Origin of the sequence: Nonomuraea sp. PA05 (genome assembly GCF_008086045.1) — a bacterium.
In the GTDB taxonomy this organism is placed as follows: Bacteria; Actinomycetota; Actinomycetes; order Streptosporangiales; family Streptosporangiaceae; genus Nonomuraea; species Nonomuraea monospora.
The window spans coordinates 26,413-38,257 of the sequence record NZ_VSEY01000037.1; the positions used below are offsets into that span (position 1 = coordinate 26,413).

Annotated in this window: 11 protein-coding genes; 9 read left to right on the plus strand and 2 right to left on the minus strand. The window is 68.8% G+C overall.

Annotated features, from left to right (window positions below):
• Window positions 1-135: 135 nt before the first annotated feature.
• The 7 genes from rpsF to FXF51_RS43680 all read left to right on the plus strand — a co-directional run bounded on the left by rpsF (window position 136) and on the right by FXF51_RS43680 (window position 4,542).
• Complete coding sequence (rpsF, locus tag FXF51_RS43650) at window positions 136-426, plus strand: 30S ribosomal protein S6 (protein WP_026214314.1); 291 nt, start codon at window positions 136-138, stop codon at window positions 424-426.
• Between the two features lie 79 nt (window positions 427-505).
• Window positions 506-1,072, plus strand: a complete 567-nt coding sequence (locus FXF51_RS43655; RefSeq protein WP_148440678.1) for a single-stranded DNA-binding protein — start codon at window positions 506-508, stop codon at window positions 1,070-1,072.
• Between the two features lie 64 nt (window positions 1,073-1,136).
• Window positions 1,137-1,373, plus strand: a complete 237-nt coding sequence (gene rpsR, locus FXF51_RS43660) for a 30S ribosomal protein S18 (protein WP_020543048.1) — start codon at window positions 1,137-1,139, stop codon at window positions 1,371-1,373.
• A 14-nt stretch (window positions 1,374-1,387) separates the two neighbouring features.
• The gene (gene rplI, locus FXF51_RS43665) at window positions 1,388-1,834 is read left to right on the plus strand and encodes a 50S ribosomal protein L9 (protein WP_148440679.1); all 447 of its coding nucleotides are present in this window, start codon (window positions 1,388-1,390) and stop codon (window positions 1,832-1,834) included.
• Between the two features lie 310 nt (window positions 1,835-2,144).
• Window positions 2,145-2,939: an ABC transporter substrate-binding protein gene (locus tag FXF51_RS43670; protein ID WP_262380224.1), complete on the plus strand. Its 795-nt coding sequence runs from the start codon at window positions 2,145-2,147 to the stop codon at window positions 2,937-2,939.
• A complete protein-coding gene (locus tag FXF51_RS43675; RefSeq protein ID WP_148440681.1) occupies window positions 2,936-3,802 on the plus strand; it encodes an amino acid ABC transporter permease in 867 nt (288 codons plus the stop codon). The genes FXF51_RS43670 and FXF51_RS43675 overlap by 4 nt, the downstream gene beginning before the upstream one ends.
• On the plus strand, window positions 3,799-4,542 hold the full coding sequence (locus tag FXF51_RS43680) for an amino acid ABC transporter ATP-binding protein (RefSeq protein WP_148440682.1): 744 nt from the start codon (window positions 3,799-3,801) through the stop codon (window positions 4,540-4,542). The genes FXF51_RS43675 and FXF51_RS43680 overlap by 4 nt, the downstream gene beginning before the upstream one ends.
• Here FXF51_RS43680 and FXF51_RS43685 read toward each other — a convergent pair.
• The gene (locus FXF51_RS43685) at window positions 4,539-6,011 is read right to left on the minus strand and encodes an APC family permease (RefSeq protein WP_262380225.1); all 1,473 of its coding nucleotides are present in this window, start codon (window positions 6,009-6,011) and stop codon (window positions 4,539-4,541) included. The genes FXF51_RS43680 and FXF51_RS43685 overlap by 4 nt on opposite strands.
• 67 nt (window positions 6,012-6,078) lie before the next feature.
• A complete protein-coding gene (locus FXF51_RS43690; RefSeq protein ID WP_148440683.1) occupies window positions 6,079-7,380 on the minus strand; it encodes an MATE family efflux transporter in 1,302 nt (433 codons plus the stop codon).
• A gap of 296 nt (window positions 7,381-7,676) precedes the next feature.
• Between FXF51_RS43690 and FXF51_RS43695 the strand changes: the two genes are divergently transcribed.
• Together FXF51_RS43695 and FXF51_RS43700 are read left to right on the plus strand one after the other, a co-directional pair.
• Complete coding sequence (locus FXF51_RS43695; protein WP_187414908.1) at window positions 7,677-10,325, plus strand: replicative DNA helicase; 2,649 nt, start codon at window positions 7,677-7,679, stop codon at window positions 10,323-10,325.
• 100 nt (window positions 10,326-10,425) lie between these two features.
• Window positions 10,426-11,664, plus strand: coding sequence for an FAD-dependent monooxygenase (locus FXF51_RS43700; protein WP_222871728.1), 1,239 nt, complete (start codon window positions 10,426-10,428; stop codon window positions 11,662-11,664).
• Window positions 11,665-11,845: the final 181 nt, after the last annotated feature.

Consider the following 11,845-nt stretch of genomic DNA (forward strand, 5'->3'; position numbering starts at 1 on the left):
TGGGGCACGCTGCGTTGTGATGGGTGCCCCATCGCCCCGGGTGCCGAAAGGGGCCGCCCGGGCCAAGACGTCAGCGTCCTCCTGTCACGGCAGAGTGTCGTGACCGCAAGAGTCCAGAGGAGGTAGGAGTCCCGCATGCGTCGTTACGAAGTAATGGTCATTCTGGACCCTTCGCTCGATGAGCGCACTGTCGCGCCGTCCCTCGACCAGTTCCTCACCGTGGTCCGCAACGACGGCGGCACCGTGGAGAAGGTCGACGTCTGGGGCCGTCGCCGTCTCGCCTACGACATCGACAAGAAGTCCGAAGGCATCTACGCCGTCATCGACCTGTCCGCGGAGCCCGCGACGGTCAAGGAGCTCGACCGGCAGATGAACCTCAACGAGGGCATTCTGCGCACCAAGGTCCTGCGTCCCGACGTGCACTAACCTCCGGCTTTTTGTCGGAGGAGCCCCGTACTCTGAGCCGTAATCCAAGCGAAGGCGTGCAGGAAGGCGAGCGCTAGCCATGGCAGCAGGCGACACCGTAATCACCATCGTCGGCAACCTGGTCGACGACCCGGAGCTGCGCTTCACCCCGACGGGGCAAGCGGTGGCTCGATTCCGCATCGCGTCCACTCCGCGGTTCATGGATCGACAGACCAACGAGTGGAAAGACGGCGAGAGCCTCTTCCTGACCTGCAACGTCTGGCGGCAGGCGGCGGAGAACGCCGCCGAGAGCCTCCAGCGCGGCATGCGGGTCATCGTGCAGGGGCGGCTCAAGCAGCGGTCTTACGAGACCAAGGAAGGCGAGAAGCGCACGGTCTACGAGGTCGAGGTCGACGAGGTCGGCCCGTCCCTGCGTAACGCCACGGCCAAGGTCAACCGCACCTCCCGTCAGGGTGGCGGCGGTGGCGGCGGCTTCGGTGGCGGCCCGGCCGACGACCCGTGGGCCTCCGCCTCGCCCGCCCCGCCTCAGGGCGGCGGCTTCCAGGGCGGTGGCGGCGGTGGCTACGGCGGAGGCGGCGGCGGCCAGCAGGGCGGCGGCGGCTTCGGCGGCGGCGGCAACGACTTCAGCGACGAGCCGCCTTTCTAAATCCAGTCCGAAAAGCCCGAGTCCATTCCCGCCCTGAAGGCGGGGCTCTGAAAGGAGCACCACGATGGCAAAGCCGGCACTGCGCAAGCCCAAGAAGAAGGTTTGCCTGTTCTGCCACGACAAGATCTCCTACGTCGACTACAAGGACACGGCGCTGCTGCGGAAGTTCATCTCCGACCGCGGCAAGATCCGTGCGCGCCGGGTGACGGGCAACTGCACCCAGCACCAGCGTGACGTGGCGACCGCGATCAAGAACGCCCGTGAGGTGGCCCTGCTGCCTTACACGAGCACCGCGCGCTAAGGAGGCCTGTCGATATGAAGCTCATCCTCACCAACGAGGTCTCCGGCCTCGGCACCCCCGGCGACGTCGTGGAGGTCAAGGACGGCTACGGCCGTAACTACCTCATCCCGCGCGGCTACGCCATGCGCTGGACGCGCGGCGCCGAGAAGCAGATCGAGACCATCCGTAAGGCTCGCGACGCCCGCGAGATCCGCGACCTCGGCACCGCCAAGGAGGTCGCCGGCCAGCTCGGCGCGCTGCGCGTCAAGCTGACCACCCGCGCGGGCGAGTCGGGCCGGCTGTTCGGCTCGATCACGACGGGCGACATCGCCGACGCCGTCAAGGCCGCCGGCGGCCCGATCCTCGACCGCCGCCGCATCGAGATCGTCAACCCGATCAAGAGCGTCGGCTCCCACCGCGTCAGCGTCCGCCTCCACCCCGAAGTGGCTGCCGGCATTGACGTTGAGGTCGTCGCAGGCTGATTCACTTGATGGCCCCCGCCTTTGTGCGGGGGCCTTCTTGTTTTTACGGCAAGCCGTGGCCTGCCACCCGCCTTACTTCGGCTGATGGCCCTCCAGGAAACGGCCTCTGACCCTTCACCGCCGGGCCGCCGTCACGCGAGCCCAAAGTGGGCCGATTGCCGTGGTGAAGGGCACCCTTGGGCGGGATTCCCTATTCGGGCGGCGTAGAATGCCGTTCGTTCTTTAGCACGTTCCCCCTGGAGGCAAGGCCATGGCCGTTCGCCCTTTGCTGCTGCTCGCGTTGGCCGTGGCCGTTGTCGGTTGTGCGCCTGTGGATGACACGGCCACCACTGCCGCGCCTACGACCTCCACCGCCTGTGCCAAGGAGCAGTTGCAGCTTCTCACCCCTGGCAAGCTCACGATCGGGACCGACAAGCCCGCCTACGAGCCGTGGTTCAAGGACGACGACCCGAGTAACGGGCAGGGGTTCGAGAGCGCCGTGGCGTTCGCCGTCGCTGGGGAGCTGGGCTTCGACCGCAGTGAGGTGCAGTGGAGCACGGTGAAGTTCGACGCCGCGTTCGCACCGGGGGAGAAGCAGTTCGACTTCGACGTCAACCAGGTCTCGATCACGCCTGACCGGGCCAAGGCGGTGGACTTCAGCAAGGGGTACTACACGGTCAAGCAGGCCGTCGTCGCCGTCGAGGGAAGCAAGTACGCCGGGGCGAAGAGCCTGGCCGAGCTGAAGGACGCCAAGATCGGCGTGCAGGTCGGGACGACCTCGCTCGACGCGGTCAAGAACGTCATCCAGCCCGCCGACGACCCCAACGTCTACAACGAGCAGATCGACGTCGTGAACGCCCTGAAGAACGAGCAGGTGGACGCGGTGGTCGTGGACCTGCCGACGGCGTTCTACGTGACGGCCGCCCAGGTGGAGAAGTCCAAGATCGTCGGCCAGTTCGGCTCCACGGGCGGCACGCCGGAGGAGTTCGGCCTGGTGATGGAGAAGGGCAGCGCGCTCAAGCCCTGCGTGGACAAGGCCGTGGACGCGCTGAAGTCCAAGGGTGAGCTGACCAAGATCGAGCAGCAGTGGCTGGGCTCGGCGGCGGGCGCTCCCGAGCTGCGATGAGCGAGTGGGCCAAGTCCGAGCGCCACGGCGAGTGGGTCAAGTCCGAGCGCCAGAGCGAGCGTGAGCGGATCCGCCGCTCACGCGCCCGCCGCTCGGCCTCGATCGCGACGGCCTCGACGGTGGTCTTCATCGTCCTGGTCGTCTGGGGAGTGACCAGCTCGCCGGGCTGGTCGCGGGTGCGGGAGACGTTCTTCAACGGCGAGCAGTTCGCCAAGGCGCTGCCCGACGTGCTGAGCGGCTTCGTGCTCAACATCAAGATCTTCCTCATCGCGGAGGTCCTGATCCTCGTCGTCGGCCTGCTGGTGGCGCTGGCCAGAGGCATCAAGACGCCCGCCTTCTTCCCGATCCGCGCCCTGGCGACGCTCTACACGGACGTCTTCCGCGGCGTGCCGACGATCCTGGTGATCTACCTCATCGGGTTCGGGCTGCCGGCGCTCAGGCTGCAGGGCATCCCCTCCGACCTGGCGACGCTGGGCATCATCGCGCTGACGCTCTCCTACGGCGCGTACGTGGCCGAGGTATTCCGTTCGGGCATCGAGTCGGTGCATCCCAGCCAGATCGCGGCGGCGCGCTCGCTGGGGCTCGGCCACGTCAAGACCATGCGTTTCGTGGTGCTGCCGCAGGCCACCAGAAGGGTCGTGCCGCCGCTGCTCAACGACTTCGTCTCGCTGCAGAAGGACACGGCGCTGGTGGCCACCATCGGGCCGCTGGAGGCGTTGAGACAGGCTCAGATCCATGCGGCCAGCACGTTCAACTACACGCCCTACCTGGCGGCGGCGCTGCTGTTCATCCTGCTCACGATCCCCATGGCCAGGCTCACCGACCACCTGGCGGACCGGACGCGCAGGAGGCGCGGAGCATGAACGTGCTGACCATCGAAGGGGTGTGGAAGCACTTCCACGGCCACAGCGTGCTGCGCGGCATCGACCTGGAGGTGCGGCCGCACGAGGTGGTGAGCCTCATCGGGGCGTCGGGCTCGGGCAAGTCCACGCTGCTGCGCTGCGTCAACCTGCTGGAGACGGTCGACGACGGCGCGATCTACCTCGACGGCGAGGAGCTCACCGACCCCCGGGTGAACGTCGACCAGGTGCGCAGGCGGCTCGGCATCGTCTTCCAGGCGTTCAATCTGTTCCCGCACATGACGGTGCTGGACAACATCACGCTGGCGCCCAGGCAGGTGCACGGCGTGCCCAGGGCGCAGGCGGAGGAGCAGGCTCATGCGCTGCTGGCCAGGTTCGGGCTGGCGGCGAAGGCGAAGGCCTACCCCGACCAGCTCTCCGGCGGCCAGCAGCAGCGGGTGGCGATCATCCGGGCGATGGCCACGCAGCCGCGGCTGATGCTGCTCGACGAGGTGACCTCGGCGCTCGACCCCGAGCTGGTGGTGGAGGTGCTGGGGATCATCAGGGAGCTCAAGGAGTCGGGCATGACGATGGTCCTGACGACGCACGAGATGGGCTTCTGCCGCGACATCTCGGACGTGGTGTGCTTCCTCGACGGCGGGGTGCTGCTGGAGAAGGGCCCGCCCGAGCAGATCTTCTCCGCGCCCGAGCATCCGCGTACCAGGGAGTTCCTGCGCAGCGTGGTGGAGTCGGGGCGGTTCTAGCGCCGGTGGCGGCCGTGGGGGTGCCTGGAGGGGGCGCTGGGGCGGGCCAGGAGGCTGTGGCGGCGGCCGTACACGAGGTAGACGAGCAGGCCGAACGCCATCCACAGGGCGAACCAGGCCCAGGTGAGCACCCGCAGGTTCACCATCAGCCAGAGGGTGGCCAGCAGCGACAGCGCGGGCAGCAGCGGTGACAGCGGCACGCGGAAGCCGCGGTCGAGGTGCGGCATGCGCCGCCGCATGACGATCACCCCGGCGGCCACGAACATGAACGCGAACAGCGTCCCGATCACCACGAGCTGCTGCATCGTCAGCACCGGCACGAACTCGGCCAGCACGATCGCCACCAGCCCGATCACCAGCGTGACGCGCGTGGGCGTGTGGTAGCGGCGGCTCACCGTGGCCAGGCGGCGAGGGATGAGCCCGTCGCGGGCCATCGAGAACAGCACCCGCGTCTGCCCCACGATCAGCACCAGGATCACCGTGGTCAGCCCGAGCACCGCGCCCGCGTCGATGACGTGCACCATCCAGTCCACGCCGACCGCGCGAAAGGCGCTGGCCAGCGGTCTCTCGACGGAGATCTCCGTGTACGACACCATGCCGACCATGACCAGCGCCACCGCGAGGTAGAGGACGGTGGCGACCACCAGGCTGCGGATCATGCCCTTGGGCACGGCCCTGGGCGCGTTCGCGGTCTCCTCGGCAGAGGTGGCCACGATGTCGAACCCGATGTAGGCGAACGCGATCGCCGAGGCCGCGGAGAAGATCCCGAACCAGCCGAACGCCTGGCTCTCCCCGACGAAGATCTCCAGCACGGTCGCCGGAGCGGTGTCGAGGGTCTTCGGCGGCACGTAGAAGTCCCCGAAGTTGGCCACGTCGAGGTGGGTCAGACCCACGACGATGACCGCGCCGATGGCCAGCAGCTTGGCCGACACCATGATCCACAGAGCGCGCAGCCCGACCCGGGCGCCCAGCGCCACGATGCCCGTGAGCAGCACCAGGATCACGAACACGAGGACGTCCTGGACCAGGTCGGCGGCGGGCACCTGGACGCCGAAGTTGGCGATCGCGCCGACCGTGATCGCGGCCCACGCCCTGGCCACCACCGCGGCGGCGAACTGCAGCTCCAGGATCAGCGCCCAGCCGATGATCCACGCCCAGACCTCGCCGAAGATGACGTAGGCGAAGGTGTACGCGCTGCCGGAGGTCGGCATCGTGGAGGACAGCTCGGCGTAGCACAGGCAGGCCAGCAGGCACGCGATGCCCGCGATCATGAAGGAGAGGATCACTCCGGGGCCGGCCGTGGTGGCGGCCTGCTCCCCGGCGATGCTGAAGATGCCCGCGCCGATCATCACGCCGAGCCCGAGCACGACCAGGTCGGCCGGCCGGTAGACCTCGGCCAGGCTGTGCCGGGCGCCGGTGCGCAGCCCGGTCGCCTCCGAAGGCGGCAGTCGTCGCAGAATTGTGGACAAGGAACACCCCGCTCAGGGAACTCGCCCACAATGTCTCACTACTTGGACAACAACAAGCACGAATCCATCACGTGCCGGTTACCAGCCAGGCGGTTCCGTTGGCGCGGCGGACCAGGGTGAGCAGGCGGGCCAGCATCCACACCCCCAGCGCGCACCACAGGGCCACCACGCCCAGCCCGGCGGCGACCAGGGCGGCGGGCAGGTAGGCGAGTGTCGTCCACACCCCGGCCCAGGCCAGGTAACGCTGGTCGCCTGCGCCGATGAGCACGCCGTCCAGCACGAACACCACCCCGCAGAGCGGCTGGAGCAGCGCCACCGGCCACAGCAGGTCCAGCAGCAGCCCGGCGACCCGCGGATCGGCGTCGAACAGGCCGGGCAGCAGCGGCCTGGCCGCCAGCACGAGCAGGCCGAGCACGACCCCCGACCAGATGCCCCACCACACCATCCGCTTCGTGGCGGCCTGGGTGGCCTCGACGTCGCCGGCGCCGAGCGAGCGCCCGGTGATGGCCTGCCCGGCGATGGCGATCGCGTCCAGGGCCAGGGCGAGCAGCGTCCACACCTGGGTGGCCAGCGCGTACGCGGCCAGCTCCGCCTCGCCCATCCTGGTGGCGATGACCGTGGCGGCCAGGATCACGACGCGCATGCACAACGTCCGGATGAACAGCGCGAAACCGACCGTCCCCGCCTGCTTGACCCCCGCCACGGACGGCGTCAGCGGCGCCCCCAGCCGCACCGCCGCGCGGGCCACCACCACGAGGTAGACGGCCGCGCCGAGCGTCTGCGCCAGCACCGTCCCCCACGCCGACCCGGCGATGCCCCAGCCCAGCCCCAGCACGAACCAGGCGTTCAGCGCGGCGTTCAGCGCGAACGAGCCGACGGCCACCACCAGCGGCGTCACCGTGTCCTGCAGCCCGCGCAGCACACCGGTGCCCGCCAGCACGACCAGCATGCCGGGCGCGCCGATCAGGCTGATCCGCAGGTACGTCACGGCCTGCGCCGCCTGCGGCCCCACCGCGCCGAACAGCTCCACGATCGCCGGAGCCAGCGGCCAGCACGCCACGATCACGGCCACGCCGAGTGCCAGTGCCAGCCAGATGCCGTCCACACCGCTGCGCATGGCCCGCAGGTGGTCGCCCGCCCCCGACTGGCGTGCCACGGACGCCGTCGTCCCGTACGCCAGGAACACGCACAGGTTCACCAGAGTCGTCAGAACCGTCCCCGCCACACCCAGGGCGCCGACCGCCGTGGTGCCGAGGCCGTGCCCCACGATGGCGTAGTCGGCGAGCAGGAAGAGCGGCTCGGCCACGAGCGCGCCGAAGGCGGGCACGGCCAGCCGGAGAATCTCCCGATCTCTGGATGTAATGGGCATTCGTCCATTATGAGCCTTACGCGGCGTGTCGGGCCAACTTTCTTTCCTCCACAACCGGTGGACACTGTTCGCCCTGGTCAGAGTGGCTTCGGTGGATATCCGCAAGAGTTATCCCCAGGCTCCGTCCACAGGCCGTTCACACCCTGAGGGCGTTCATCCACAGGTCATCCACAAGTCGGCCACAGGGTTGTCCACAGGTCACGTTGCCGACGGCGCGTTACTCCGGGAAACTGTCAGACCGGTCGACTACAAGTGGGGGTGGTGCGACCGCCTGCAAGTTGTTCGAGGGGGCGCGGGTGAGCATTGACGAAGAGGCCGGCGGAGGCTCCGGCGGAGGCCCGGGTTTCGAACGCACACCGCCCAACAACATCGAGGCGGAGCAGTCCGTCCTCGGCGGCATGCTGCTGTCCAAGGACGCCATCGCCGACGTCGTGGAGATCCTGCGCTCCGACGACTTCTACCGGCCCGCCCACCAGATGGTCTACGACGTCATCACCGACCTGTACGGCCGGGGCGAGCCCGCCGACGCCGTCACCGTCTTCGACGAACTGCAGAAGCGCGGCGAGATGGCCAGGGTGGGCGGCGCGGCCTACCTGCACACCCTGACGGCCGTCGTCCCCACGGCGGCCAACGCCGGCTACTACGCCAAGATCGTCCGCGAGCAGGCCATCCTGCGCCGCCTCATCGAGGCCGGCACCCGCATCGTCTCCTTCGGCTACGGCGGCCAGAACGAAGAGGTCGACGAACTCGTCGACCGCGCCCAGGCCGAGATCTACCAGGTCACCGAGCGCCGCACCTCGGAAGACTACGCGCCGCTGGCCGACATCATGCCTGGCGCCCTCGACGAGCTGGAGGCCATCGGCAGCCGTGGCGGCCAGATGGTCGGCGTCCCGACCGGCTTCGCCGACCTCGACCAGCTCACCAACGGCCTGCACCCGGGCCAGATGATCGTCGTCGCGGCTCGTCCCGCCATCGGGAAGTCGACCTTGGGGCTCGATTTCGCCCGTTCGGCTGCGATCAAGAACGGCATGACCACGGTCATCTTCTCCCTGGAGATGTCCCGCAACGAGATCACCATGCGTCTGCTGTCCGCCGAGGCCCGCGTGGCGCTGCACCACATGCGCTCCGGCATGATGGGCGACGACGACTGGACCCGCCTGGCCCGCCGGATGAGCGAGGTGGCCGAGGCCCCGCTGTTCATCGACGACTCGCCCAACATGTCGATGATGGAGATCAGGGCCAAGTGCCGGCGGCTCAAGCAGCGCAACGACCTGAGGTTCGTGGTCATCGACTACCTCCAACTGATGAGCTCGCCGAAGAAGACCGAGAGCCGCCAGAACGAGGTCTCCGAGATCTCCCGTGCCATCAAGCTGCTGGCCAAGGAGCTGGAGGTGCCTGTCATCGCGATCTCGCAGCTCAACCGTGGTCCCGAGCAGCGCACGGACAAGCGCCCCGCGGTCAGCGACCTTCGCGAATCCGGCTGCCTGACCGCCGCGACCCGGATCATGCGCGCTGACACGGGCGCCGAGCTTTCGCTGGCAGAGCTGCTGGAGTCAGGGGCACGGGACATTCCCGTCTGGTCATTGGACGACCGGCTCAAGTTGGTTCCGCGCACGATGACACATGTCTTTCCCAGCGGTGTGAAGCCGGTTCATCGAGTGCGCCTTCGTTCGGGGCGTGAGGTGGAAGCCACGGCCAACCACCCGTTCCTGACCTACGAGGGCTGGCAGGCTCTCGAAGACCTTGGCCCGGGTGCCAGGGTCGCGGTGCTCAGGCACGTGCCCGCACCACTGAACCTCGTGGCATGGGACGAGGACGAGCTGGTCGTGCTTGCGCACCTGATCGGTCACGGGTCCTTCGTGCGACGGCAGCCCATCCGCTACAGCAGCACCGATGAGGCGAATCTCGCCGCCGTGTCGGAAGCGGCCGCCCGCCGCTTCGGCATCACGGCGGTCCGCGACGAGGACGAAGCGGCTCGATGCACCACGCTCAGGCTGCCGGCCCCCTACCGGCTGACTCACGGCAGGCGTAACCCCATCGCGGCCTGGCTCGACGGTCTCGGCCTGTTCGGGCTGCGAAGTGATCAGAAATTCTTGCCCGCCGGTCTGTTCGCACTGCCCAAACGGCAGACAGCGCTGTTCCTGCGCCACTTGTGGGCGACGGACGGGTGCGTCTGGTGGGATCAGCGGGGAAACCAGGCACGGATCTCCTACTCGTCCACGAGCCGCCGTCTGGTGGACGACGTGGCCCGGCTGCTGCTGCGGTTCAACGTCATGACCAGGATCAGCGAGGTCCGCGAGGGCGATCACCGTGTCTGCTACCACCTGGACGTCCACGGGGCGGAGAACCAGCTCCGCTTCCTCGATGAGGTCGGCGTGCACGGTGGCAGGGGCGCCTCGGCACGGGAATGCGCGATGCTGCTGCGTGACATCACCGGAAACACCAATCTCGACACTGTGCCGAAGGAGGTCTGGTCCCGTGTGAAGGCGACGTTGATCGAACGGAAGATGAGTCAGCCCGAGTCCGCCGCGGCCATGGGGACGCGGTACTGCGGCACCACCCTCTGGAAGCACGCGCCCAGCCGAGAACGGCTGGGCAGGATTGCGGCCGTCCTCGAGGACTCCGATCTCGAACTACTGGCCACAAATGACGTCTTCTGGGATGAGATCTCCGAGATCGTCCCGCTGGGGGAGCAGCCCGTATACGACGCGACCGTGCTGGGCACGCACAACTTCGTCGCCAACGGCATCAGCCTGCACAACTCGATCGAGCAGGACGCGGACATGGTCATCCTGCTGCACCGCGAAGACGCTTACGAGCCCGAATCGCCCAGAGCGGGCGAGGCCGACCTGATCGTGGCCAAGCACCGTAACGGCCCCACCGCCACCGTGACGGTGGCCTTCCAGGGTCACTACAGCCGCTTCGTGGACATGGCCCAGCACTAGCCGCGTGCCGATGAGTTCCGTACGGACCCGTGGTCCATACGGCTGAACACACCGACAGCGGTGGGCCCGCGCTGGGAACGTTCAGCGCGGGAGGAAGCCCATGGAGGCAGTGATGAGCGTCGGCGACTCCAAGCAGGAGCACACCGTCCGGACCGGCGAGCAGGGGACCCGGGCGAGCGGTCCCAGGGTGCTGGTGGCGGGGGCGAGCATCGCGGGCCCCGCGCTGGCCCACTGGCTGCGCCGGCGGGGAGCCGAGGTGACCGTGGTGGAGCGGGCTCCCCGGCTGCGTCCCGGCGGGCAGGCGGTGGACGCGCGCGGGGTCGCCAAGGAGGTCATCGGGCGCATGGGGCTCGACGCGGCGGTGCGCGCGGCGTGCACCGACACCGCCGGCGCGCACATCGTGGACGCGGACGGGCAGGTGCTGGAGACCTTCCGCGCCGACGACCACGGTGGCGACGGGTTCATCGCGGACATCGAGATCCTGCGCGGAGACCTGTCCCAGGTGCTCTACGACGACACCCGCGACGGCGTCGAGTACGTCTTCGGCGACCGGATCGCCGAGCTCGGCCAGGACGCGGACGGGGTTGACGTGGTCTTCGCAGGCGGCGACCGGCGGCGCTTCGACCTGGTGATCGGGGCCGACGGGCTGCACTCGCAGTTGCGAGCGATGGTCTTCGGGCCGCGCGAGCACTTCGTCCGCCATCTCGGGCTCGTGCTGGCCTTCTACAGCGTGCCCAACGAGTTCGGAGTGGACCGCTGGATGATCGACCATCAGGAGGCCGGACGGTCCGCCGGCCTGCGGCCCGTCCCCGATGCCACCCGGGCGATGGCCATGTTCTCCTTCCCCGCGGCCGACTTCGACGTCGACCACCGCGACGTCGCGGCGCAGAAGCGCCTGCTGCGCGAGCGGATGGACGGTTTCGGCTGGTTGACCCAGCGCATCCTCGCGCACGTGGACGACACCCCGGACTTCTATCTGGACCAGGTCGCTCAGGTGGTGATGGACCGCTGGTCGAGTGGACGGGTGGGGCTGCTCGGGGACGCGGCGTTCAGCGCGTCGCCGATGTCCGGGGCGGGCACCGGACTGGCCCTGGTCGGCGCCTACCTGCTGGCCGGAGAGCTGGCCGCCGCCGGGTGGGACCCGGAGGCAGGGTTCGCCGGCTACGAGACTCGGATGCGCTCGTTCGTGGAGGCCAATCAGGAGATCGGCCGGTTGCACGTACACAGCCTCGCCGTCCCGGGGCCGGACGCCGTGCCGAGCCCCGACTTCGCCGGCGAATGGTTCACCGAGCTGATCGAGCGGGCGATCAACGGCGTCGAGCTGCCCGACTACCGATGATCTGGTCGGCCGAACGGACAGAGAAGCTCGCGGCGCCACGTGACAAGCCTGCCTGAGGCGCTCGGCCGCCAGTGCCGTAGCGATTATCATCTTGCTCTCGGCATTGGCATCCCCGGCGCGCGCCCGATGGCCCGCTGGCTTCACCACGCCGCCTGGGCCGGCGGCTATATGGGGGCGGAAA

Coding starts and splice junctions, on each gene's coding strand:
- FXF51_RS43675 (WP_148440681.1), top strand. CDS start 2,936: ATGAGCGAGTGGGCCAAGTCCGAGCGCCACGGCGAGTGGGTCAAGTCC.
- FXF51_RS43690 (WP_148440683.1), bottom strand. CDS start 7,380: ATGCCCATTACATCCAGAGATCGGGAGATTCTCCGGCTGGCCGTGCCC.
- FXF51_RS43700 (WP_222871728.1), top strand. CDS start 10,426: ATGGAGGCAGTGATGAGCGTCGGCGACTCCAAGCAGGAGCACACCGTC.
- FXF51_RS43680 (WP_148440682.1), top strand. CDS start 3,799: ATGAACGTGCTGACCATCGAAGGGGTGTGGAAGCACTTCCACGGCCAC.
- FXF51_RS43655 (WP_148440678.1), top strand. CDS start 506: ATGGCAGCAGGCGACACCGTAATCACCATCGTCGGCAACCTGGTCGAC.
- rpsF (WP_026214314.1), top strand. CDS start 136: ATGCGTCGTTACGAAGTAATGGTCATTCTGGACCCTTCGCTCGATGAG.
- rpsR (WP_020543048.1), top strand. CDS start 1,137: ATGGCAAAGCCGGCACTGCGCAAGCCCAAGAAGAAGGTTTGCCTGTTC.
- rplI (WP_148440679.1), top strand. CDS start 1,388: ATGAAGCTCATCCTCACCAACGAGGTCTCCGGCCTCGGCACCCCCGGC.